At 50.2% G+C, this 23,503-nt stretch carries 20 protein-coding genes; 4 read left to right on the top strand and 16 right to left on the bottom strand.

Features of this window, described 5'->3' with window-relative positions:
• Nucleotides 1-129: 129 nt before the first annotated feature.
• From tsf to FBF27_00990, 3 genes are all read right to left on the bottom strand, one after another.
• Nucleotides 130-726, bottom strand: coding sequence for a translation elongation factor Ts (gene tsf / locus FBF27_01000; protein ID QJU08997.1), 597 nt, complete (start codon nucleotides 724-726; stop codon nucleotides 130-132).
• Between the two features lies 1 nt (nucleotide 727).
• Entirely contained in the window at nucleotides 728-1,456 is a 729-nt protein-coding gene (gene rpsB, locus FBF27_00995; protein ID QJU08996.1) for a 30S ribosomal protein S2, read from the bottom strand.
• 107 nt (nucleotides 1,457-1,563) lie between these two features.
• On the bottom strand, nucleotides 1,564-2,280 hold the full coding sequence (locus FBF27_00990) for a hypothetical protein (protein ID QJU08995.1): 717 nt from the start codon (nucleotides 2,278-2,280) through the stop codon (nucleotides 1,564-1,566).
• Between the two features lie 201 nt (nucleotides 2,281-2,481).
• Between FBF27_00990 and FBF27_00985 the strand changes: the two genes are divergently transcribed.
• Both FBF27_00985 and FBF27_00980 read left to right on the top strand, forming a co-directional pair.
• Nucleotides 2,482-2,868 carry a type B 50S ribosomal protein L31 gene (locus FBF27_00985; protein QJU08994.1) on the top strand — a complete coding sequence of 129 codons (387 nt, stop codon included), beginning with the start codon at nucleotides 2,482-2,484 and terminating at the stop codon, nucleotides 2,866-2,868.
• 107 nt (nucleotides 2,869-2,975) lie between these two features.
• Nucleotides 2,976-4,046, top strand: coding sequence for a peptide chain release factor 1 (locus FBF27_00980; protein ID QJU08993.1), 1,071 nt, complete (start codon nucleotides 2,976-2,978; stop codon nucleotides 4,044-4,046).
• Nucleotides 4,047-4,065: 19 nt separating this feature from the next.
• Here the strand turns inward: FBF27_00980 and FBF27_00975 are convergent, their stop codons facing one another.
• On the bottom strand, nucleotides 4,066-4,632 hold the full coding sequence (locus tag FBF27_00975) for a hypothetical protein (GenBank protein ID QJU08992.1): 567 nt from the start codon (nucleotides 4,630-4,632) through the stop codon (nucleotides 4,066-4,068).
• Between the two features lie 145 nt (nucleotides 4,633-4,777).
• Here FBF27_00975 and prmC point away from each other — a divergent pair, with 145 nt between their 5' ends.
• Entirely contained in the window at nucleotides 4,778-5,602 is an 825-nt protein-coding gene (gene prmC / locus FBF27_00970; protein ID QJU08991.1) for a peptide chain release factor N(5)-glutamine methyltransferase, read from the top strand.
• On the opposite strand, the gene FBF27_00965 is transcribed toward prmC, so the two are convergent.
• From FBF27_00965 to FBF27_00955, 3 genes are read right to left on the bottom strand one after another with little or no spacing between them, the layout of a single operon-like run.
• Nucleotides 5,576-6,733, bottom strand: coding sequence for a PDZ domain-containing protein (locus FBF27_00965; protein ID QJU08990.1), 1,158 nt, complete (start codon nucleotides 6,731-6,733; stop codon nucleotides 5,576-5,578). The genes prmC and FBF27_00965 overlap by 27 nt on opposite strands.
• Before the next feature lie 22 nt (nucleotides 6,734-6,755).
• The gene (locus FBF27_00960; GenBank protein QJU08989.1) at nucleotides 6,756-7,529 is read right to left on the bottom strand and encodes a hypothetical protein; all 774 of its coding nucleotides are present in this window, start codon (nucleotides 7,527-7,529) and stop codon (nucleotides 6,756-6,758) included.
• A 20-nt stretch (nucleotides 7,530-7,549) separates the two neighbouring features.
• Nucleotides 7,550-9,223 carry a LytR family transcriptional regulator gene (locus tag FBF27_00955; protein QJU08988.1) on the bottom strand — a complete coding sequence of 558 codons (1,674 nt, stop codon included), beginning with the start codon at nucleotides 9,221-9,223 and terminating at the stop codon, nucleotides 7,550-7,552.
• 75 nt (nucleotides 9,224-9,298) lie between these two features.
• Between FBF27_00955 and lepB the strand changes: the two genes are divergently transcribed.
• Nucleotides 9,299-9,904: a signal peptidase I gene (gene lepB / locus FBF27_00950; protein ID QJU08987.1), complete on the top strand. Its 606-nt coding sequence runs from the start codon at nucleotides 9,299-9,301 to the stop codon at nucleotides 9,902-9,904.
• Nucleotides 9,905-9,907: 3 nt separating this feature from the next.
• Here lepB and FBF27_00945 read toward each other — a convergent pair whose 3' ends face one another.
• The 9 genes from FBF27_00945 to FBF27_00905 all read right to left on the bottom strand — a co-directional run bounded on the left by FBF27_00945 (nucleotide 9,908) and on the right by FBF27_00905 (nucleotide 23,499).
• Nucleotides 9,908-10,786: a ParB/RepB/Spo0J family partition protein gene (locus tag FBF27_00945; GenBank protein ID QJU08986.1), complete on the bottom strand. Its 879-nt coding sequence runs from the start codon at nucleotides 10,784-10,786 to the stop codon at nucleotides 9,908-9,910.
• On the bottom strand, nucleotides 10,783-11,547 hold the full coding sequence (locus tag FBF27_00940; GenBank protein ID QJU08985.1) for a ParA family protein: 765 nt from the start codon (nucleotides 11,545-11,547) through the stop codon (nucleotides 10,783-10,785). Before FBF27_00940 ends, FBF27_00945 begins: the two co-directional genes overlap by 4 nt.
• Nucleotides 11,548-11,634: 87 nt before the next feature.
• Nucleotides 11,635-11,940, bottom strand: a complete 306-nt coding sequence (rplU, locus tag FBF27_00935) for a 50S ribosomal protein L21 (GenBank protein ID QJU08984.1) — start codon at nucleotides 11,938-11,940, stop codon at nucleotides 11,635-11,637.
• 59 nt (nucleotides 11,941-11,999) lie between these two features.
• Nucleotides 12,000-13,289, bottom strand: a complete 1,290-nt coding sequence (locus FBF27_00930) for a hypothetical protein (protein ID QJU08983.1) — start codon at nucleotides 13,287-13,289, stop codon at nucleotides 12,000-12,002.
• A 136-nt stretch (nucleotides 13,290-13,425) separates the two neighbouring features.
• A complete protein-coding gene (locus FBF27_00925; protein ID QJU08982.1) occupies nucleotides 13,426-17,283 on the bottom strand; it encodes a BspA family leucine-rich repeat surface protein in 3,858 nt (1,285 codons plus the stop codon).
• A gap of 109 nt (nucleotides 17,284-17,392) precedes the next feature.
• Nucleotides 17,393-18,217 carry a hypothetical protein gene (locus FBF27_00920; protein QJU08981.1) on the bottom strand — a complete coding sequence of 275 codons (825 nt, stop codon included), beginning with the start codon at nucleotides 18,215-18,217 and terminating at the stop codon, nucleotides 17,393-17,395.
• Nucleotides 18,218-18,226: 9 nt separating this feature from the next.
• Nucleotides 18,227-19,573, bottom strand: a complete 1,347-nt coding sequence (locus FBF27_00915; GenBank protein ID QJU08980.1) for a DUF3137 domain-containing protein — start codon at nucleotides 19,571-19,573, stop codon at nucleotides 18,227-18,229.
• Nucleotides 19,574-19,690: 117 nt separating this feature from the next.
• Entirely contained in the window at nucleotides 19,691-23,329 is a 3,639-nt protein-coding gene (locus FBF27_00910; protein QJU08979.1) for an isoleucine--tRNA ligase, read from the bottom strand.
• Nucleotides 23,326-23,499, bottom strand: coding sequence for a DUF1768 domain-containing protein (locus FBF27_00905; GenBank protein QJU09645.1), 174 nt, complete (start codon nucleotides 23,497-23,499; stop codon nucleotides 23,326-23,328). Before FBF27_00905 ends, FBF27_00910 begins: the two co-directional genes overlap by 4 nt.
• Nucleotides 23,500-23,503 lie beyond the last annotated feature (4 nt).

Here is a 23,503-nt window from a genome sequence, read left to right as displayed (position 1 = left end):
ATCTAATCCTACGCCGATACTATCACAGATAGAGCATATTGTCAACACATACAACACTAACACCCAACATAGGTAAACACTAGCACCAAACCCAGCCAGACAATAAACAGTACCTGAATAGGCTTAGAGTTACTCGCTCACACCCAGCTCGATTCGCCTAAACTGGCGCACCACGATGTTCTCGCCAAGTTTAGCGATTGCCTCCTTAATGTGCTGCTCAACTGTCTTAGAATCGTCCAAAATGTATGCCTGGCTCATCAACACCTGTTCAACAAAATGCTTTTTCAATTGACCATCGACAATTTTTTCGCGCATTTCTTCAGGCTTGCTTGCCAATGCCTCGCTGGCCATCAGTTCAGCCTTCACCCGCTCCATTTCCTCAGCCGAAATATCCGCCTCAGAAACATACTTCGGACTCATGGCTGCAATTTGCATAGCAATTTCGTGCGCCAACGTCTTGAAATCATCCAGCCGCGCCACGAAGTCGGTCTCGCAGTTCACTTCAACCACCACGCCAATTCGGCCCGAGTGCACATAGCCCTCAATCAAGCCTTCGCGTGCCTCGCGGTCGCCTTTTTTCTCAGCCTTGGTCAAGCCTTTTTTACGCATTGCCTCCAGCGCCTTGTCAAAATCGCCGTCAGTCTCGACCAGTGCCTTCTTTGCGTCAGTCAAGCCCACGCCAGTCAATTCGCGCAGCTTTTTAATGTCATCGACAGAAACTCCCATCCTATTTCTCCTCTTTTTTCACTGGTTTTTCTTCAGCCTTCACACTACCTGCGCCCTCAGCTACGGCCGCCGTGAAGTAGTCCAGCAGCTGCTGGATACTCTTGATCGCATCGTCATTGCCCGGAATGACGTAGTCGATGCCCGTTGGATTGACATTAGTATCAACCACGGCAAACACTGGCACGCCCAGAGCCTCTGCCTCGCACACTGCGTTCGCATCAGTCAGCGCGTCAACCACGACCACCGCGCCCGGCTTGCCCATCAGATTCTTGATGCCGCCGTACTTGAAGTTTAGATTATCAATTTCCTCTTGGAAACGCTGCACCTCTAGTTTATTGTAGCGCTTTTCGAGGTCGCCCGACGCCATACGCTTCTCGAGGTTCTTCAGCTTCTTGATCTGCTGAGCAATCGTTGCGCCGTTGGTCAGCATACCGCCGATCCAGCGTTCAACCACGTACGGCTGATTGATACTCTCGGCCGCTTGACGCACCACGTCTTTGGCTTGTTTTTTCGTACCGACGAAAAGCACCTTTTTACCGCTAGCGGTAATTTTCGTCAACTCCGGCAGCGCTTTCTCTAGCGCCTCAGCCGTCTTTGCCAAATCAATAATGTGGCTATCCTGGCGTTTTGAATGGATATATGGCGCCATTTTCGGGTGCCAACGGCTCGTTTTGTGTCCAAAATGAACGCCAGCTTCAAATAAAGCTTTCATGTCTACTGTTACAGACATTAGGTTACTCCTTTTCCTCGCCCGTCGCTTTTGGAGCTGCGACGGGCTGTGTCGTTATGTTTAGTTACCCCATCATTTTAACACGAGTCGACACCAAAAGCAACCGATTACTGAGCAGGGCGAGACGCCATGAACTTGTCTAACTCTTGCTCAAGCTGGAGTGCCTCATCGCTTGAAGAAGAGAGCTTTTGAACAATAAGTCGATCCTTCCCCGGTTTCACAACTTGCATCTCGACAGATTGACCATTCTCCTCTGTCGGATCGTTACGACGTAATTCTGACTGAACGACATCACCACTCGTTTGAGCAATCTCAAAATAGTTAATTGCGTCGCCATCCACAAAAGCACCAAACACACAGTTCTCTCCCCACGCTAAGTCCTTTGCAGTTATATCTGGCGCTGACTCCTCAATAAGGTTTCCCGCTACTTTAAACAATAAGATCGAACCAACCTTTGGCCCATCTCTCCCAACGGAACCAGGTCCATAGGCATCAAGCGCCACAACTGAAGTATTTACTTCCATTGGCACAACAAAAGAATCGTCGGCAACACATTCGTGGGGGCTAAAGAGTCTCACATTAACAGTATCGCAAACGCTAGGAGATAGCTCCACTTCAAAGGCCTTTTCAAGCGCCCTACTAAGACGCGATAATGAGTTATCACTAAGAACGTCTATGTTACTCTTCTCGCAGCCATCAGGTTGATCTAGTATCTCACCGACAACCTGCGCCCTTTCTTTTTCCTTATTGCGCCGAAACGCTTCTTCTGTCAATTGGTTAAAGTTGTGTTTACCCCAAATACTTGGCTGCTTTCCCTTATCCATGTCGTGTAACTCCTTGGTTTTTTAGCCATCGGAGTCAACTATACTCTCTCTTAATTTGTCAAGTACATTACAATATTTTTGATGATTTACAAGCATAATTGTTGAGCGGCCCTTGCCGAACGACGAGTATAGCTCCAGCATGCAGCTGCACCAGTGGCGATATTTGCAATACCTGTGCTTTTTTGCTAAAATACCAAGGTTATGAAAAGCAGTATTCACCCACAGAACTATCGCCCGGTCGTATTTAGCGACGATCAAGCGGGCTTCGCGTTCTTGACTCAGTCAACGGCGCAAACCACGGATACCATCGTTTGGGAAGATGGCAAAACTTATCCACTCGTCAAGGTGCACATCTCTAGCGCCTCGCATCCATTCTTCACCGGCGAAGAAAAGATCATCGACACCGAGGGTCGTGTTGACCGGTTCAAGGCACGCCAAGCAGCCGCCGAGGCTCGCAAGACAGCCCTAGCAAACAAAGCCAAGAAGGCTGCCGCCAAAAAAGCCGCCAAGACAACAGACGATGACACAGACGACACGAAGAAGAAAGCGGCTACGCCTAAGGCGAAGAGCAAGAAAGCTAAGAAATAACTCAAGCTACGACACAGTATAGTTCAAAACCGCCCCAATAACCGGGGTGGTTTTAGGTCGGGCCAAAGAACCCGCTGTCACCCCACCAATATGCTATAATAATCCATATGACAAAAATCTCTCTCGACCTCGAGGCGTTGAAGGCGGAGCGGACAGCGCTGGGTGATTTTTTAGCGCATCCTGACGCTTACGGCTCGCCAGATTTTACCGTAAAAAATAAGCGATTCTCAGAGCTGGAGACGCTTATTGCCAAGGGCGAAGAGCGGATAGCGCTAGAACAGAACCTGGTCGAGGCGAAAGAATTAGCGAATGACGGCGGCGAATTAGCGGAATTAGCGAAAGCTGAAATTACTGAAACTGAAGCGCGCCTGGCAGAACTGGAGGAAGAATTATTTATCCTGTTGACACCCAAAGACCCGAACGACGAGAAAAACATCATCATAGAAATCCGTGCTGGCGCTGGTGGCGACGAAGCATCGCTATTTGCTGCGGAGCTGTACCGCATGTATCTACGCTGGTGCGAAGCAAATGGCTACAAAACTGAGCTCATCAGCGAATCTGCCAACGACTCAGGCGGGTATAAAGAAGTTATTTTTATGGTCAAGGGCGACGCACCATACGCTAAATTGAAATTTGAAGGCGGCGTCCACCGTGTCCAGCGCGTCCCGGTCACTGAAAGCCAAGGCCGCGTCCATACCTCGACCGTCACCGTGGCGGTGCTGCCAGAAGCCGAAGAGACTGACATCGAAATCAACCCGAATGACCTGCGCGTCGATATTTACCGCTCCAGCGGCCACGGTGGCCAGAGCGTCAACACCACTGACTCAGCAGTGCGCATCACCCACCTGCCGACTGGCATCATCGTCACCAACCAAGACGAGAAATCGCAGATCAAGAACCGCGAAAAAGCCATGAGCGTGCTGCGTTCGCGCTTGCTACAGATGAAAATTGACGAGGAAAACGCCAAGTTAAGCGCTGAACGGCGTTCGCTAGTCGGCACCGGCGACCGCTCAGAGAAGATTCGCACCTACAACTTCCCGCAAGACCGCATCACCGACCACCGCATCCACTACAGCCGCAGCAATATCCCCGCGGCAATGAACGGGGATATTGACGATTTGATTGAGCAATTGCAGCGGTATGAGCGAGAGTTGAAGGCGCAGAATACGGAAAAATAGTATCAGCTACCTAGTAGTATTATACCCCTAGTGCAACCGAGCCAAATTTACTATTCCGTCGCTGCTTTTCAATTTTGTGTTTTATTGTCTCAAATGGACTTTCACCCTTTATGGTATCATAACGGCCCGTATTAATAATTTTATACTCCGCCGAAATGGACGTTAGCGTCATACCGCCGCGAGCATACCCCGGAATTACTGTAATATCCTCACCAATCACGAACTCCCGTCCGTGTATATCATTGCCCACTGGCACTGGTATCGCCGCCTCATCTTGGGTATTGCTGTTGCGTGTATACACATCATACGCGACCATGTGATCATAGTATCGTGCAGTTACAACTTTATCTGCTGTAACATAAGACTCAACTCTGACGCCATCATCACGAGTAGCCTCAAAACAAAGCATGCCGCCAGTCAACTCAGGATCTCTAAAATATTTATCACCAGCGCCGATAGTTACTTTGTCACCTGGCTCATCGTGAACTAACGCAGTGGCACCGCTTTCATAGGCGACGATACGTGGCTCGCGCTCTTCATCCATATGTTCTAATGTCGCTAGTGATGGAGTCCTATTTCTATCCACAACTTATTCCTTTTTACTTGATTATGCTTAGCGTGCTTCTTATATTACTCTCTCTCTTGATTTGTCAATACTTTTTACAACTTTATAGCTATTTTGTAACCACAACCACTTTACTCATTCCCGGATATGTAGTATAATTAACAACATGAATATAGCAACCTGGCTAAAGAACGCCGCTAAACAGTTAAAGGCTATCGGCATCACGTCGGCGCGGTTGGACGCCGAGCTGATATTGGCTAACACTCTGCGGAAGAACCGGACATACCTTCACGCACACCTGGATGAGGAGATTGATCCGCGACGGGTTGATATCGCCGAGGCCAGGCTGAGCTTGCGTCTTGACCGAGTGCCGCTGGCATATATTTTGGGTTGTAAGGAATTTTACGGACGGAAATTTACTGTTTCACCGGCCGTCTTGGTGCCGCGGCCGGAGTCGGAGGAGATGATTACCCTGTTCTTGGCGCTAACAGCCGGTGAGATCGCGCCAAAGACGCTAATTGATATCGGTACCGGTTCGGGCTGCCTCGGCATTACAGCAGCGCTAGAGCGGCCGTCCCTGCGGGTTATTCTGTCTGACATTAGTCCGCGAGCCTTAAAAGTTGCCGAGAAAAACGCGGGCAATTTGCAGGCTCGGGTGACACTGCAGCAACAGTCACTCCTTTCTGGGCAGATTGAACCGATGGATTATATCTTTGCTAATTTACCGTATGTTGATCGGGACTGGGATGTTTCACCAGAACTGCGCCACGAACCCGCCGAGGCGTTATTCGCAGCGGATAATGGGTTGAGGTTAATCGAGACACTCATTGAGCAAGCGCCGCGCCGCTTGACGGCGGATGGTCTGCTTTTTCTGGAAGCCGACCCGCGACAGCACCAGGCAATTCTCCATCAAGCAAGACAGCACGGCCTTCACGAGGTAGAGACGCGCGGCTTTATCCTCGTCCTACGCCTTGTAAGCACCAAGCGTTAGCTTGACCTTCTGTTCCTTGCCGTCGCGCAGGATAGTCAGTTCTACTGTCTCGCCCGGCAAGAACTCAGAAATAAGACTGCCGAGGCCGCCCTGCTCGCCGATTAGCTTGTCGTTTACCTTGGTAATGACGTCGCCGTCCTTGATACCTGCTTTATCTGCCGGCCCGCCAGCGACGACCGCCGATTTGTCGCGTGAACCACCGACATAGGCGCCGCTTTTGGCGGATAGTTTATACTCGGCACGCACTTCAGGCGTGATAGCGATATATCGCACGCCGATATACGATTTCTGAATTTTACCAGATGCCAACACGCTGCGGACTAGCCCCTTGGCAGCACCGATCGGAATCGCAAAACCTACGCTTTGTGCATCTGAAACGATCGCTGTGTTGATGCCGATAACCTGGCCCGACATATTGAGAAGTGGCCCGCCAGAATTACCCGGATTGATCGCGGCATCGGTCTGGAGCAAATCAGTCAAGCTCTCGGCTTCGCCGCTCCGCTCACTAGTAGACGCCTGAACCGGCCGACCCTTGCCCGAGATAATACCCATCGTCACGGTATTTTGGTAACGACCCAATGAGTTGCCGATTGCAATCACTTTCTGACCGACACGAACGGTACCTGAGTCACCCAGGGTGGCCGCTGGCAGATCATTAACGCCGTTAATCTTGAGAAATGCCACGTCATTGAGTGGGTCAGCTCCAACAAACTTGACATCAGTATATTGTGTGCCGTCACTGCTCACAATTTCAACACGATCAGCGTCCTTGACAACATGTTTATTTGTCAAAATATAGCCGTCCTTACTAATGATAATGCCTGTACCAGCGCCCTGCCGCACGTCACTATACGAAAAGGATCGACCGTTTTTGGTTGTAACAATTGAGACTACGCTTTTAGAAACACGCTGCACCACCTCGCTAACATCGGCTTCGTCTCGTGATATAACCCGGTTGCCATCAGCCACTGGCTGCGGAGATTGCTTCGTCAACTGAAGCGTTAACCACGACCCAAATGCCGCTGAACCAAACGCCAGCCATATGCCCGCAATGATACATATACTTATCAGCGCAATCTTCTTGCGACGGTTCGGTTTTGGCTGGTTGGTTAGATTCGCTTCTTGCTCCATAGGTTTACTCCAATTTTATAATTTATAGTGTCACCGAGTTAAAGAATAGTAAGATAGTCAGGATGAGTGCCGACGCCAAGATAGCTGGGCCAGCAACTTCAGCAACAACGATCGTTTTATGCTTATGCCAAGAAGTATAAACACGCTCAGCTACGAATGACAGCAGCATAAAGATAATCGTCGCCTGCGGTAGTTGCAGCGCGTTTACCCCGAGCAGCGCATAGCCAAACGTCCAGTAATGCGCCAGCCAGCCAATCTCCGCAAACACCAGCCCCCAGGCTAAACTGAGCACCGTAATCTGCTCCTCACGAAACGTCGATAGAAAATGCCGAGCCGTACCATAGCCAATAATTAGCGCACCCAACACGACCACCGCGGCCGGCCATTCATGTGACACTGCAAACAGCGCTGCTGTACCGATAAACACCGCGAGGCCCGCCTGCAATGTCATCTGCCAGCGCTTTGACAGCGGCTTGATGGCGACAAGCCACGCTGCATAAAATACCGCCAGTGCGATTCGTAGCTCCAACGTCGCCTGCGGCGCGTACATTAGCGCCACCACACCGAGACCAACCACCACATCAACCAGGCTTCCTTGAATATTCGTTAGCCAGAACTTAGGACGTACCGACAATGTCCGCCACTTACTTAAGAGTACCAACACAATCGCCGCCAACGGATAATGAATCTCCTGCGACATCCAGAACAAGACTGCCACCATCCCTAGATTGAGCGCGTAATAAGCGATATTACTGAGAAGCGACCGTCGCCTGGCTGTTTTTTTCAGAAACTCCATTGCCACCCTATTATACCAAATTACGGCCCGATTATCACCACGAAGTCAGCTTCAGCTGGCAGGTTAAATGGCGGTTTGCCTTCGGTTAATGTTACACCATACAGTTCTTTAATCTTGTTGGCAGAAGCCTGCTTGGACTTGCCTGACTCCAGCTGATAAACCTTATACTTTTCGGTAATTTTCTGTGGTGAATTGCCGACGCTCACCACGTTGAGCGATGCCGCCTTTAGGCGATCAGCTTCGGATTTGGCGGCTCCGACCACGCCACTGCCATTGAGCACCAGGACGCGCGCCTTTTCCTTGGCGAGTGCATCACCGTATATTTCCACCTTGATAAACGATCGAATTTGCGAATAATCAAACTGACCAGCCGTTGGCACGACCACACTGGCGCCACCAACACTACTCGTACCAAGTAGGACATTATCTTTTTCAATAAAGCTGAGACGGTGAATGTCAGAATCTTTAATCTTGGAGGCAACATCCATCACCGTACGAACTTCCTTGGCGTCAACGTTAGTGCGTAAGTTCTTACCCATGGCGTCCATCAGCGCCGTCACCTTGCCAAGATCAGTTAGCGTGCCTGTCGAGGCCGCCTTGTTCTTGAGCGCCATCAGCACCAACTGTTGGTTTTTCTCGCGGTCAAAGTTCGACTTATCCAGCCCATACGAACCGCCCAGCGCACCACGCGCTCGCGAGAAATACAGCGCCTTGTCACCGTCCATCTCATTTGGCCCATTCTTGAAATGAATGTAATGCCCCGTCGGACAGCGTCGTTTCCGCTGCTCTGCCGATAGACCCTTTTCCCGACACATCCAGTCGACGCTCGGATCAAACACACCGCGCGGATCATCGCTCTGTACATTCACGGTCACGCCACCGACCGCGTTGACCGCATCCTTGATCACTTGAGCATTCACATGCGCCACATACTGTAGATCCATGCCAAAAATCTTGCCAACAAACTCGCGGGTGGCATCCATCCGCTTCTTTTCAGACTGCTCATCGTTGCCCTTGGCAACGCAGTCAAAATATTCATTGATCTTACCGGCACGACCAGAATTACAAACTCGCCCAAACTGCACGTATAGGTCGCGCGGAATACTAAACATATAGGCATCGTGCTTCTTTTGATCAACACTCAGCACCATCATTGAGTCGGTCAACGTTGCGCCCGGATGGTCTGGATCATCATCCGTCGTACCGAGGATCAGCATATTGCTCCGCCCGTGTGCATCCATTTTCAGCGGTTGATTCTGAAACAAGTCAATCAGATTACCGCTACCAAACACTCGCCCCGCATTGACCCACGCCTTGTACAGCAAAAATCCGCCCACCAGAATTATCAGCGCCACGATCACCAGGATAATAATCTTTAGCTTGCGACGTTTTTTATGCGATTTCTTGCGCTTTTCGCGAGGTGTTTCGGGCTTTCGGATGTCAAGATCTTTGAGCGAATTGCTAATATCTTCGTCAATATCAGCAGTTGACGAAGTCGCGAGACGCACCCGATCAGCTTGTGACAGTGACTGGCGCGGTAATTGGACCGGCTGCTGCCCAAGTATCTGTGGGGTAGGCTGCTCCGCCTGACGAGGATGAGCGGCTACCTGCTCCGGCGACACACCACCCAAACGAGACCGCTGAACCCTCCGCGGTACAAATCCATCGACCGAATTCCTATTTGAAATTTTCACTGCTCCTTATTATAGCACACTTCTCTATCGATCAAGCTTTTGGTTTTCGCCGCTAAACCATGTATAATAAGGCGGATGGATGCTCACTTTCTCGATCGACACCCGCGCCTGAGGGACAGTCTGGGGCTGATTATTTTTGTGGTCGGAGTGATCATCGGAACGATTTTGATCAATACCTTTGTTTTTCGTAGCTTTGGCGTGCAGGGGCCGAGTATGGAAAACACCATGCACACCAACGACCGCCTGATCGTCGACCGACTATCAGTCACGATCAAACAGCTTCAAAATAAACAATACATCCCCCAGCGCGGTCAAATTATTGTCTTTAAAAATCCTAATTACAATCCAACCTTGGGTCACGATGAATATATCGTCAAACGGGTAATTGCTTTCGCGGGTGAGCGCGTCACCGTCAAAAACGGCGTTGTCACCGTTTATAACAGCGAACATCCGAACGGCTTTAACCCCGACACAACCGTCAATAAAAACGAACCAAAGTCACCCACCTCCGGCGATGTCGACACCAAGGTGTCCGAGGGGACAGTTTTCGTGATGGGTGATAATCGTGAGGGTAATTTTTCGTGTGACTCGCGTAACTGCATGGGCAACATTCCGCTATACGACATTGTTGGGCCGGTCATCGCCCGCATTTTCCCCTTCACACAGATCAGAGGGTTTTAACAATCAGCCAATCAAGTCGCGGATCCGCTCAAAATCAGCTTGGTCTTTGAACGGAATGATAATCTGACCGGCACCGCGCTTACTGGTGCGAACCGTGATGTCAGCACGGAGTTTTTTCGACAGGCGCGCCACCGACGAGGCGTGCGGCGAGCGGGCTGGCTTTGGAATTGACGCGGGGCCCGGCGGCTGTTGCGACCGCTTCCAGGCGGCGATCATCTGCTCGAGCTTGCGCACGCTCCAGCCCTGATCAATCGTCTGCTGCAGCAAATCCTCCGCCACGTCATCTGGCAGCCCCACTAATGTTCGCGCCTGCCCTTCAGAAATCTTATTTTCAAACAGCGCCGTCCGCACCACGCTTGGTAATTTCAAGAGACGCAGCGTATTACTAATGGCGCTAACCGATTTACCACCAACGTGCTGGCCGATTTGTTCCAGCGTCATATTGAACTGGTCACGTAGCTTCATGTAGGCCGTCGCCGTCTCCAGCGGATTGAGGTCGCGTCGCTGCAAGTTCTCGATCAGTGACACCTCTAATCGATGCTGATCGCTTAAACTGCGAATGATGCTCGGTATCTCTACTAATCCAGCCAGCTGCGCCGCTCGCCAGCGCCGCTCACCAGCCACGATCATGAATTGTGCCCCATGTGGTGTCACGACGATCGGCTGCACCACGCCGTGACGACGAATCGAATCGGCCAGTTCACGCAGCGCTTCCTCATCAAAGAACCGCCGCGGCTGGTCTGGATCTGGGATAATGTCTGTGGTAGGCAGCTGGCGTAATTGCGACATTGTCGCATCTTGACCAGCCGTCGGGTCAAAGGCCTCGTCAAACAAATTTGTCGGTATCAGCGAATCAAATCCCCGCCCAAGTCCCTTTTTCATCCTTCAATCCTCTCGATAATTTCTTTGGTCAGCGCGTGGTAGGCTCGCGAGCCCTTCGAGAAACGATCGTACACGCCAACCGGCACGCCATGACTTGGCGCCTCAGCGAGGCGAATGTTACGCGGAATCGTCGTCTTGAAAATCGTATCAGCAAAATGCTTTTTAATTTCATCGTATACCTGACTCGATAGAGTCGTTCGCGAATCAACCATGGTGGTCACCACGCCGAGCAAGCGCAGATGCGGATTGAGCCCCTTGCGGACCAACTTCATCGTCTCCATCAGCTGCCCCAGCCCCTCGAGCGCATAAAACTCTGCCTGCACTGGCAGCAAGACATACTGTGCTGCGATCAGCCCATTCACGGTCAGCAGGCTCAAACTCGGCGGGCTATCGATGATCACATAATCATACCCGGCGAGGCTCGCCAGCGCCTGGCGCAGCCGCACGAACCGCCCCTCGGCTTGGGCTAGCTCAACCTCGGTATTTGCCAGGTGCGGCGTGGCCGGTGCGATCGATAGATTCTTGATGTCAGTTTGAATAATTATATTATTCAAGGCCGTCTGACCAGTCACCACCTCGGTCATCGTTGCGCCCAATTCTTGCTTATCAATACCAAGGCCGCTGGTAGAATTTCCCTGCGGGTCAAAGTCAACGATCAGCGTCCGCTTACCGGCTTTTGCCAAAAAATACGCCATATTAATTGAAGTCGTCGTCTTGCCGACGCCGCCCTTTTGATTTGTCACCGCAATAATCTTCGTCATCGATACCCCTTCTGCTTACCTCATTGTACCATAGTTTCAGCCATAAAAATACCACCCTCATCGCGGGGCGGTATGCTAATTCATCGGTTATTTGATCGAGGTAATCTGAATCTTGGTGTACTTCTGGCGATGACCCGTTTCTTTGTGGACACGCTTCTTGCTCTTGTAGCGGATAACGCGGAGCTTGTCGCCCTTGACTTCCGCCTCAACGACTTTCGCTTTTACCACCGCGCCTTTTACGGTCGGCGTGCCAACTTTTGTTTTATCACCATCAATCACTAAAAGTGCGTCGAGAGTGAGTTCTTTTGTGCCTTCAGGGAGGAGATCCACCAAGAGGGACTCTTTTTCGCTGACAATATATTGCTTGCCAGAGATTTTTACGACTGCTTTCATTTCGTTCCTTAAAAATTAGTTTTCAATCTGTTTCATTGTACCAGAGATGCTGCGATAAATCAAACCCGCCAGATCACCGGGCTGGACCAATTCTCTCCAGGAAACACCGTTCGATCACAGCAAACCATTTGTCGTTTGTACACATCCTTGCCCGCTATAGCCTGCGTCACCACGACCGTTCTGTCATCCCCCTTGCGAGCAATATCCATAAGCCCCTGCGCCACCCCGCTAACCGTTTGCGGAGAAAACCTAGATTCCGGTATGCACTTTTCCAGTTCAAAGCGCGTCACCCGGTCAGTCCCAAAATCACCGGTAATTCCGTCTGTACAGCAAACTATCATGTCTCCCCGCCCAACCTCAACGGAGCCATATTGATGCTTTCTATCAATCAGATCATAACCGAGAGCCTTATCCAAAACGTTACCCTCACCATCATCTCTCGTTAGCTGATACCAATTTCCATCACGTCGCAGATAGATACGGGAATCACCGATATTGGCCCATACAGCAAACGTTTTTCCATCGTGCTTCACCATTTGTGCAACGCTTGCAGTGGTTTCGCCTAAAGATGGATCTTTCCGTATGATATCAGAAATTACATTCAAACTGGCAGTAAGCTCTATACTCGCATACTCAGGGGCTTGGCTACGAATTTCCTGAGGATTGAACTTACGATACATCTCCTCTAGTAGTTTGGCTGCCTTACGGGCTGCCGCTCCGCCGCCCCTTATACTACCAATACCATCAAATACCGCCGTTATTCCATATTCAGGTAACACCAAATGTGCGTCATCACCATGCACAGCCCGCTCCAACACATCACTTTCAAAACCGCCAACTGACCGTAACCGCCCATTTGTTAATGGAATGTTCCGTATTTCCTCTGGGCAAGGAAGCTCCTGTATGGTGCCATTACGAGAGCCGGCATCTTTCACATGGATGACATCACCTTTTTTATAAAGCATCACATGACCATCTTTACACAATCGCGAGACTGTATTCAGAGGGTAGCCGTCCGCCTCTTCGGGCATTCCTAAGTCCTCCCTTCCGATCCTGACCGTCTGGCTTGGCGGTAACGGGATAGAATCTAACCGATAAGGGGACACCAGACTGATAGCAGAATGAGGGTTATTTCCTTTCTGTACAACTCCAACAGCGACCTCTCCGAGATATAAACGAGCAATTAATTGACCATCGATAGTTTTTTCACCCATACGCTTATCCAGATTACTAACACTACCTAGATACCCGGCATTCAAACCTGTCGGTATCTCACTACTATGGCCGTCACGAGACACTACTCCTCTTGCGGTATCAGTCTTGATAGAAAAACCATACAACTCACGCATGGATGATATAATACCACTAAATTACTTCTTTATCAATATCTTCATCCAGACCCTCTGCGCTGGTATTGGATGACAGGATTGTAATGCACCCAGTCCAGCCTAAACCACTCACTTATCGGCAATATCCTACAGACTATTAATACAAACGCCGTAACCGATAAATACCGATCAGACCAGCAGCAACTGCGAGACTTGATATGCCAATAAGTAGATAGCTATTATCACCAGTGTCGGCTAGTGATGCACCAGATTTCTTCTGATTCTGGCTCTGAGCTGGATTTGGACTGCCCGGCTGCGGCTGTGGAGTCGGCGGTGTTGGTAAAGTGATTGTGAGCGGCCTTGTCACAGTCGAGGTATTGCCAGCGATGTCGGTAAAGGTTAGCTTGACCGTGTGCACTCCATTGCCAAGCGCAGCGATAACATTCGCCGGCAGTGTCCAAGTTCCTCCTGCAACCGTCGCCGGATAATCAACACCATTAATAGTTACAGTTACCTTAGCAGCAGAATCAGTTACCGTACCGCTCAAAGCAGGCGAAGCAGTCGTGGCTTGTTGCGTGCCAAGCGTGCCAGTCGGCGCAATCGTATCAATCGTCAGTGTTAGCGGTGTTGACGGTGCTGATATATTACCAGCTGGCGTCTCTCTGCGGTACACCACGGTATGATTGCCATCATTTAATGCATTCGGTAAAGTCACCTCAACCGGTCCTGCTGCTGTACAGTTGATAGTCTGCACCTCAACACCATCAACGATAAGATGCAGCTTGTCGGTAGCTGATGTACACTGCAATATTACCGTCGGTGTCGTGTTGTTGGTAATATTGTCTGAGTCGCTAGCACCAGAATCAGAAGATGATTTAAGCGTCGCTTTCGCTGGTGGTGCAACAACATCAGCATCAACGTTGTAGGTTTTTGCCACAGCTGTACTAGTTGTATTACCAGCCACGTCAGAAGCAATTACCGTTACATCAATCGTATGATCGGGGTCTGATGCTAGCTCAGCACCCAGAACTGTCACTGCAAAGGCGCCGGTCCCATCAACAGTCGTCTCATACGTCGTACCATTAACCGTTACCCTCACCTTATCACCAGGACGAGTACCAGTAGCCAAGCCACGAATAATTTGCGGCGCAGCTGCTTCAGCGGCATTAATTGTATTATCAGCAGTCACCGAATCAACCGTAACCGCTGGAGCGGCCGGAGCAGTCGTATCAATTGTTACCGTTAGTGCCGGCGATCTCTGCGAAGCATTACCAGCCGCATCAGTCTCAGTAAATGTTATTGCGTGATTACCCTCAGACAGTGGTGTTGTCGGAGCTACATTAACCGGACCAGGGCCAGTACAATTTACCGTCCCATTTGCAACCCCATCTACGTACAACGTCAAGGTGCTGCCTGCCTCAGTGCACATCAGCGTAAAGGCTGGTTTGGTTTTATTCGTAATATTATCCGAGTTGCTATCACCAGTGTCTGAAGGAGCGGTCATATCTGGAGCGGCAGCCGGTGTTACTGGCGGCTGTGAATCGCGCCACTGGGCGTACAGTGTCACATCACCCGTTAACTGAATATTGGCACCAGCGGCGTAAGGCGTGCCTGTACCGTTTGCCTCGGTATTCCAGCCAGTGAACGCATGACCTGCTTTCGTGAAGCTATTTGCTGCTATCTGAACAGTACTATTATAATTGCCAACTGTATCGCTCATTGTCCCCGTGCCAGTATTAGCATTGTAGTGAATTTTATACTGATTAACCGTCCACTTGGCGTACAGTGTTACGTTAGTGTCTGGCATCGTATCGGTACCAAAGTTCCATGGATTAGCAAACCCAGCATCTTTATACCAACCGGCGAACGTGTGGCCAGTCTTAGTCGGTGGAGTCGGCTCAGTTACCTTAGCGCCATACTCTACTGTTTGCGACGGTACAGATGAACCACCCTTCGAGTCAAAAGTAAGCGTATAATTATTCTTGCGCCACTGAGCATACAATGTTATGTCACCAGTCAGGTGGAAATTATCACCAGCCGCATATGCCGTGCCACCGCCGTTAGCCATCGTATTCCAACCAGTGAACGTGTGGCCTGTTTTTGTAAAGTTACTGTTCGCTAACTGTACTGTAGTATCATAATTGCCAACGGTATCCGGTGTCGCACCGCTACCAGTGTTCGCATCATAATGCACCTTATATTGGTTCACTGTCCACTTAGCATGAAGTGTTGTATCGGCTGCTGGCATCGTGTCGATCGTAAAATCCCAGGGTTGTGTAAATCCAGCGTCCTTATACCAACCAGTGAACGTGTGGCCTGTTTTAGTTGGTGCTGTTGGCGCTGTTGCCTTCGCACCAAATGCCACTGTTTGATCCGGTACGCTAGAGCCACCCTTGGTATCAAAATGCAATGTATAGTTATTAACTTGCCACTGTGCATACAGCGTTGTATCAGCTGTTACCGTCACAGTTGTGCCTGCTGCGTATGCTGTGCCACCGCCGTTAGCCATCGTATTCCAGCCGGTGAACGTATGACCTACTTTTACCAAGTTACCGGTATTTGCTGCCACAGCCACTGTAGCACCAGAGCGAAGCGTCTCTCCTGTTGAGGCTGGCACTGTACCCGCATCGGCACCATTTGCATTATAGGAAAGTGTGAGAAGGTTATTTACCGTAATTGTTAGATGCTTATCAAATGTCTGTCCAGCCTTGTTGGTCGATCGCACACAAATCGCTAGCGTAGTATTTTGCTCATAATCTGGTGACCGCGCCAACTTGATCGTATTACCATCAATCGTCACAAGATTATTTTGCGCCCCAGCACAGCCAAGCGTATAAGTAAAGTCACTCTGTAGGGAACCAACAGCATCGGTACTTGTCAGTCGACCCAATACCGTTCCAACCGCACTGTTCTCATCAACATTCGTCACGCCAGTATAATCCACTGCGGTCACTGCGTATGGCGTACAGTCCTTGCCAGCATCAGCAATTATCCACGATTTTGTGTTCACTAAGTTGCTGCGCTGCGTATCCGCCAGGCAGAACTTGCTATTACCACCGCCGAGCTTGACGTTATTATTTACGGCCTGTCCCTGCCACGCCATCAATGTCGCATCATAATTTAGAGTCGATATCTTTATTCCATTGAGTAATCCGTCTGCATTTGTTAATTGACGGACATCCCAATGTGCCAGTGACTGGTCAAATTTCTCAGCACCAGCCAGCGCTAAGAGGGCGTCCGCCAGTCGCGCAGTATTCCACTCACCAATTGGCTGATTAAATTTCTTAGCGTATGCTAATACTGCCACCATCGTCGTTACTTTGCTAACATCCCATTTCTGAATCGGCTGATTAAACTCGTAGGCATTGGTAAACGTGTTATCCATATCAGTTACCTTAGCCGTATTCCAGTTAGAGATATCCTGGTTAAACTGGCGAGCTCCAGAGAACGTACTATTCAAGCTCTGGACATTGGCGGTGTCCCATTGCCAGTCAGCACCTACACCCTTCAGGTTCTTAGCATCTCGGAACATATAAGCCAAGCTCACCACCTTACCCATCCGTGGTTTATCGGTTGCTTTCACATCGAGATTCTCGGCACCATCAAAGGCGTGCTCCATATTCAGCCACTCGTTTGTTCCCCACTGGTCAATTGATATAACTTTTAGCTTATCACCGGTAAAGTTAAAGAATATGCGTGGGAAAGCACCGCTAATGCGAATCTGATATTCACCAGCTGCAGCATATGAACATACCGCACTGCCCGTTTGACCAGTTAGCGTTACGCCGTTACCACACGAAACGTTGTAATTATAACCACCACCAAATGTTGGTATGGTAAACGTATTGCCAACACCTTTTCGCGTATCGATGGTCATGACGAAGTCGGTTGAGTTAATAGGATCAGCTTTTGCCAGCCGGCTTGGTGCGAGGTAGTGCATCGCAAACACACCAACAACAACTGCAACCACCGCATTTGTCAGCAATAATCGCCTTGTCTTTTGTATTACCTTCATGCGTGATGTCCCCTGTTATTATTGTATATTTCAGTATTTAGAGTACTAATGCTTACATTATACGCTAAGCATAAGCGTTTGGCAAGCAAAAATCATGCTCAATCAGACCTCAACACGAACACGACCCCGACCGACCGCACACCACATTGTTTGCGTGCAACCAGCCCTCGACATTACCGCCGTCCAAATGCATACCTACCGCTGGTACAACCTTGACGACACCGCCGGCCCGAGCATAATTACTGATCGCATCGGTCAACTCATACTCACCACGCGGCGATATTTCAACATCAGCACAAGACTGAATAACTTTCTTGGTGAGGACGTATTTACCGATGTTGGCAAAGTGACTCGGCGCCTCTTCTGGCTCTGGCTTTTCCACGATCTCTACAAAATTACCAGCCTCGTCTATCACAATCGCCCCGTACCGACTAATGTCATCGCCCGGTACTTCCTGAGCCAGCAGGCTACATTGACCGTCTGGCGTCGCCGCCAATAGCCGCGCCACTTCGCTTGAGCCATCAGCATTATACATAAAGTCATCGCCCATCAGCACCACCGCTGACTCGCCATCCTCGAGATAATCAGCCGCCAGGGCTACCGGTACTGCTGAGCCATACTTACCATAGCTCGGCTGCGTCACAAAATGAAGCTTCGCATCGATCGGCGCCACCAGAGCCAACTTGTCGTCCTTACCCTTGCTCCGCAAATAATCGTTGAGCAAAATATTGCTCCGATAATAGCTCTCTAACTGTGAACTCTGCTCGCCAACCACAAAAATCAGCTCACGCACGCCGGCCGCCAAGCAGTCCTGCACCACATAATCAATCAGCGGGCGATTACCGATCGGCAACATACATTTTTCAATTGATTTGGTAATTGGCAACATCCGCGTACCCCAACCAGCGACCGGAATAATAGCTTTGGTAATCATATCTCCTCCTTACATCTTGAGTTCTTTATGTGATTTCTGCAAAATATCCATCATCTCCCCGTAGCGCATCTCGCCAGTGGAAATTTTAGCATAGAGATAAACAATATTATCTACCACCTCAATATTAACCTTAATATCCTGATCATACAACCACGCCATGAAACTTGGGTTGAGCAGTTCAAAGCTCGTCACCTGATTTTCATCGGTGGCGTATACTTGGTAGCGCTTGTTAAAGTCACCCCACTCCAGTTCTACCTTTTTATAGCCTGACGGCGCCCTAAACCGTTTCAGGAAACGTGAATCCCGACGCTCCACTAAGATCCCGCCGTACGACTTTGGCAGATTGACCTGTCCAATGATGTACGTAGCCGCCGAATCGGTATTTGAAGCATCAGCCACATAGGTGTATAGCTGCACCAATAGATTGCCCGTCCAGAATCCAATGATATGGTTATTGATATCGGTACCCTTAAAGCCGCCCTTGAATAATTCACCGCGAGTCGGCAGCAGTAGTCGCCCCCAGTCCGGACTGAAGTACATGTCGTATTGTGCCGCAAACTGCTGCATAGGGGCGACAAGCTGGGCAGAATCTTCTGTTGCCTGATCAATACTATCCAGTAACCAGCCATCACCCGAGCGCACAAAGTTCCACTGCTCACCAAACTCGCCCGTATCACGATGTAGCACCGCACCGCTCGCCACGTCAACCAGCTCATCATTTGCCGAGGCAACAAAACTCACACTCACTCGGTCATTCTGATCATTCGCATCATCATACGCCCGGGTGATAATCGCTTCACTGACCGCCACATTCTTCATGCGATTGACTCGCCCCATCTGTTGTAAAGCGTACAACATTAGTCCGATGTGCCGCGCATAATTCGGCGTAACGTATTGCTGAATTGATGGCAAATCCATCCGCTCCCAATCATACTGAAACCGATTAAACACCGTCGTTGCGTAATTGACAATACCCTGCTCATTCCAGGCGCTGTCCTGGGTAGCTGCTTGCTGAACGGCCTGTTTTGCAGCCTCGCTGCCTTTGCGAAAACGGCTGATCTTATCCGTAAATGCCCCGATAATCGCACCGACTAATGCCGAGATAGCCACCAGAGTAAATATAACAACACCGCCGAGTAGGTAGAACAAGCTAGCGAGTAGACCGGCCAAAAACCCGACCGCTATGGCGGCCATCTTTGACTGAATGGTTTTTTTCACAAAACCACTTACCGAAATTGCAACTACCATCGGTATCCCGAAAAGGGCAACGCCACCACCACCGCCGCCAGAACTTGACCCGCCGCCACCGGCTCGCGCGAAAAAGAGTAACTGACTGAGCACTGCTAAACCATACATAGACCCATTCTACCGCGTTGCATGGCGATCGCCAAGGTCATGAGTGCCCGATCAGCGCGAGACCGAGCAAACGCTTGCCACGCATTAGTTTTGAGGTAGTAACTTTTATCCTGATGACTATTTTACAACAGCAAGAGCAATCTCGAGCCCAGCCCCTTCAACCGTCACTGTCGACTGATTGTCATGTACCTTGCCAAACACCGCCAGCGTCTCAGCAGCAATCACCTCAGCATGCTCATCGATCGCTTGATGAAGTTGCTCGTCATTCGTCGTCAGCTGTAGCATAATCCGATCGTCCACTTGCAATCCCGCCTTCTTGCGCGCGCTCTGCACGTGACGAATGACCTCACGCATCAGGCCCTCGCGTTTGAGCTCGGGCGTCAATTGCTTGCTAATTTCGATCCAATTCTCTGGCTTGATCACGCCCTCAGTCACATCATAGTCCGCCAGATGCTCGTCTAGACTCTCAATCCAGCGAATTTCCTTGACATTGAGCTCCTCGGCCATGATCTGTTCGTAGTACTCAGCCAGCTTTGCACCCGCATATGCCGCACGTTGCAGCGGTTGGCGAACTTTGATCGATACTTGGTGCTCATCCTGCTTCATCCGCAGACTCAGGCCGTTGTTGATCAATTCGCGTGTCCGAGCCATGTCAGCTAGCGCCTGCTCATTCACCGCACCCGCTGCCAGCCAATCCTTCAAGTGAATTGATTCGTCATCACCCGTCAAATTGTGATACAACTCCTCAGCCAAAAACGGCGTAAATGGAGCCAAGATGTAACTCAGACGCACCAGCACATAATGTAGCGTCCGATAAGCATCGTTCTTGTCGCCATCATCTTCCGACTTCCAGAAGCGGCGGCGGCTGCGGCGCACGTACCAGTTGGACGCGTCGTCGAGGAATGGCAAAATCGGACTCAGCGCATCAAGGATATTGTAGGTATCCATGTGACGCTCAACTTCCGCCACCAGCTCGTGCAAACGACTGATAATCCAAATATCGAGAGGGTTAGATAATTTATCAATATCGACGCTAATCTGGAACGAGTTCTCAGTTCCAGTGCGAGACAAGGATTCGGGAGTATCGGAGTGAGACGTATTGGTGATACGGTGAACGAGAAACGCATCCGAAGACGCCGTATCGTACGGAAATGTGAACTCGTCAACTTCCGCATACATGGTGAAGAAATCATACATATTCCAAATCATACTCAGCTTACGCGCCACGTCACCAACGTCTTTGTCGTGCAAAGCAAAGTCCTCACCGTTGAGCAGCGGGCTGCTCAGCAGCAAGAAACGCAAACTATCGGCACTAAACTTATCCATCAGTTCATTCGGGTCGGTGAAGTTACCGAGGGATTTACTCATCTTGCGGCCATCATTGCCCGCCACCACACCGGTGGTAATGACGTTACTGTAGGCGTTTTTGTGCTGCTCACCAGCCTCACCAAAGGCACCGATTTCGGCCAAAGCAACGTTGACGGCATGCACATAGTAAAACCACGCTCGCACCTGGCCGATGTACTCAACAATGAAGTCCGCCGGGTAATTCTGCTCAAACTTGACCTGGTTTTCAAACGGATAATGCAGCTGCGCAAACGGCATGCTACCGCTCTCGAACCAGCAGTCGAGCACCTTATCGATACGGGTAAACTTTTCACCGTCGATTTCAAAAGTAATGTCATCCACCCACGGGCGGTGGTAATCATCCAGCTCCACGCCGCTCAGTTCCTTGAGCTCTGCATACGACCCGACCACCTTGACGGTGCCGCGGTCGCCCTTCCACACCGGCATTGCCGTCGCCCAGAAGCGGTCGCGACTCAAGTTCCAATCTGGCGCTTGTTCAATGTTCTTAGCAAAGCGCCCGTGCTTCAGGTGAGCTGGGAACCAATTGATATGCTCATTTTGCTCCAGCATCAGCGGCTTCTGGCCCTGGATGTCGAAGAACCAGCTTGGGATGGCCCGGTACATGATGCGCTGCTTGCTGCGCGGATTAAACGGATATTCGTGGCGAATGTACTCAATCTTCCACACCGCGCCCTTTTCTTTCAGGTCTTTAGCGATAAATTTGTTATTGTCCCAAACTTCCAGGCCTTTGTAATTGCTATCGGTGTAGTAGCCGTTGTCGTCAATCACATGGAAGGGCGCGATGCCATTGGCTTTACCAAGTTCAAAGTCATCCTCACCATAGGCCGGCGCGATATGCACAATACCCGTACCCGACTCGTGCGAAACGAAATCCGCCGCGTAAATAGTGTGAATTTTATCATTCTGCGGCCAGGTCGAGCCGGTGTCGAGCGGCTGGTATTTCTTACCCACTAGCTCGCTACCCGGAAACTTCCGCAGTACGTCGTACTCAAGCGGCTGGTGCTTGTCGTCTTGCAAAGTGCGTTCCAGCGCCTCCTCGGCGATGATTAATTTCTCACCATCGACCAGCACTTCGCAGTACGTCATCTCGGGATTGACGGCCAACATCAGGTTAGCTGGCAACGTCCACGGCGTGGTCGTCCAAGCCAAAACAGCAGCGTCTTCATCATCCAGCTTAAACTTCACATACACACTCGGGTCGGTCACCGTTTGGTAGGCATCGTTGTCCATAGTCACCTCAGCCTTGCTGACAGGGGTAGCGAACTTGGTGTCGTACATCAAAACCTTTTCACCTTCGTAAATTTTGCCGGCTTCATACAGCTGTTTGAAGGCCCACCAGACGCTCTCCATAAAGTCCTTGTCCATGGTGCGGTAGGCACCCGCAAAGTCCACCCAGCGACCGATGCGGTCGATCACGCCCTGCCACGTCTCGCTGTTGGCCACCATGCTTTCGCGCGCCTTGGTGATGTATTTTTCCAGACTGATGGTCGGCAACGGATTACCATCTTTATCAAGTGGCGCTGGTTGATTATATACAGCGTCCGGATAACTACTCACTTCAAGACTATATAGCAACCAGTTGGCCCCTGTTTCGGTAGATATATGCTCACCAACTCTTTGAAATCCATTGCGCTCATACAAATTCACCAATTTAGGTTGATGCTCGCCAACCTCTATGCGAATCTCTTTGACCCCCTCCTGCTTACTTAAGCGAAAAGATTCTTTTAACACTGCATCCGCATAACCTTGCCCTTGGAATTCCGGTAGTACCGCCATTTTATAAAGACAACCAACCGACGTGCCATTATCCTTTTTGCCAGCAAAAAAATTATAAATATCCTTATTACTTATAACGACACCCCCCACTAACTTATCGTCATCGTAAGCTACATAAAAATTATCTCTCCCAAATTCCTCTTTTAATTTATCTGGCGTTAGGTTGTCGGCATCCCAGCTGCTGCTACCATAGCCTTGCTGCTCCATCCAGCCAGCAACTTTAGTAATAACTTTCGTTGCGTTATCGAAATCATTTACCAGTTTGACTCGCTTGACACTACTCGTCACAATCTGCCGCCGATCGGTAATATTCATCTGCTTTTCAACGAAATTCTCTGCCGGCAGCCCATGACAGTCCCAGCCCCAGCGGCGCTCCACGCGCTTGCCCTTCATCGTCCAGTAGCGCGGCACTGCGTCCTTAACGATTGAGCTCAGCAGCGTACCGTGATGCGGCACGCCAGTGATAAACGGCGGCCCATCATAAAAGACGTAGGCGTTATCCGCTGACCGTTGCGCCACCGACTTTTCAAACGTCTGATCGTCCTTCCAGCGCCGTACCCAATCCTTTTCATATTCTGCCGCTCGGCGGCGTGTTCCGTGTTTGAATTTCATTGGTTTCCTCCTTGATTTGTATTCATTACATGCTTTTCACTATTCAGCTCGTTTCGTAATTTCATCCGTATTTTGCCCAGCTCATTGCAACCATCACGGTTCTCACCCCAGCCCCACAGAGCATCTTTTGGCGAATCCTCAACAATCTCTTCGTCCAGTATTTCAAGCAGTTTT

The sequence above is a fragment of the Candidatus Saccharibacteria bacterium oral taxon 488 genome (assembly GCA_013100805.1).
Classification (GTDB): domain Bacteria; phylum Patescibacteriota; class Saccharimonadia; order Saccharimonadales; family Saccharimonadaceae; genus Nanosynbacter.
The sequence above is the reverse complement of the archived record's forward strand: the minus strand, read 5'-3'. Positions and strand labels throughout refer to the sequence as shown.

What these genes read in the sequence shown, in the direction of transcription:
- FBF27_00990 (QJU08995.1), bottom strand. Translation starts at nt 2,280, where the DNA reads ATGGATAAGGGAAAGCAGCCAAGTATTTGGGGTAAACACAACTTTAAC.
- FBF27_00980 (QJU08993.1), top strand. Translation starts at nt 2,976, where the DNA reads ATGACAAAAATCTCTCTCGACCTCGAGGCGTTGAAGGCGGAGCGGACA.
- FBF27_00910 (QJU08979.1), bottom strand. Translation starts at nt 23,329, where the DNA reads ATGAAATTCAAACACGGAACACGCCGCCGAGCGGCAGAATATGAAAAG.
- rpsB (QJU08996.1), bottom strand. Translation starts at nt 1,456, where the DNA reads ATGTCTGTAACAGTAGACATGAAAGCTTTATTTGAAGCTGGCGTTCAT.
- tsf (QJU08997.1), bottom strand. Translation starts at nt 726, where the DNA reads ATGGGAGTTTCTGTCGATGACATTAAAAAGCTGCGCGAATTGACTGGC.
- FBF27_00965 (QJU08990.1), bottom strand. Translation starts at nt 6,733, where the DNA reads ATGGAGCAAGAAGCGAATCTAACCAACCAGCCAAAACCGAACCGTCGC.
- FBF27_00945 (QJU08986.1), bottom strand. Translation starts at nt 10,786, where the DNA reads ATGAAAAAGGGACTTGGGCGGGGATTTGATTCGCTGATACCGACAAAT.
- FBF27_00920 (QJU08981.1), bottom strand. Translation starts at nt 18,217, where the DNA reads ATGATTACCAAAGCTATTATTCCGGTCGCTGGTTGGGGTACGCGGATG.
- FBF27_00930 (QJU08983.1), bottom strand. Translation starts at nt 13,289, where the DNA reads ATGCGTGAGTTGTATGGTTTTTCTATCAAGACTGATACCGCAAGAGGA.
- FBF27_00915 (QJU08980.1), bottom strand. Translation starts at nt 19,573, where the DNA reads ATGTATGGTTTAGCAGTGCTCAGTCAGTTACTCTTTTTCGCGCGAGCC.
- lepB (QJU08987.1), top strand. Translation starts at nt 9,299, where the DNA reads ATGGATGCTCACTTTCTCGATCGACACCCGCGCCTGAGGGACAGTCTG.
- FBF27_00985 (QJU08994.1), top strand. Translation starts at nt 2,482, where the DNA reads ATGAAAAGCAGTATTCACCCACAGAACTATCGCCCGGTCGTATTTAGC.
- FBF27_00960 (QJU08989.1), bottom strand. Translation starts at nt 7,529, where the DNA reads ATGGAGTTTCTGAAAAAAACAGCCAGGCGACGGTCGCTTCTCAGTAAT.
- FBF27_00940 (QJU08985.1), bottom strand. Translation starts at nt 11,547, where the DNA reads ATGACGAAGATTATTGCGGTGACAAATCAAAAGGGCGGCGTCGGCAAG.
- FBF27_00925 (QJU08982.1), bottom strand. Translation starts at nt 17,283, where the DNA reads ATGAAGGTAATACAAAAGACAAGGCGATTATTGCTGACAAATGCGGTG.
- rplU (QJU08984.1), bottom strand. Translation starts at nt 11,940, where the DNA reads ATGAAAGCAGTCGTAAAAATCTCTGGCAAGCAATATATTGTCAGCGAA.
- prmC (QJU08991.1), top strand. Translation starts at nt 4,778, where the DNA reads ATGAATATAGCAACCTGGCTAAAGAACGCCGCTAAACAGTTAAAGGCT.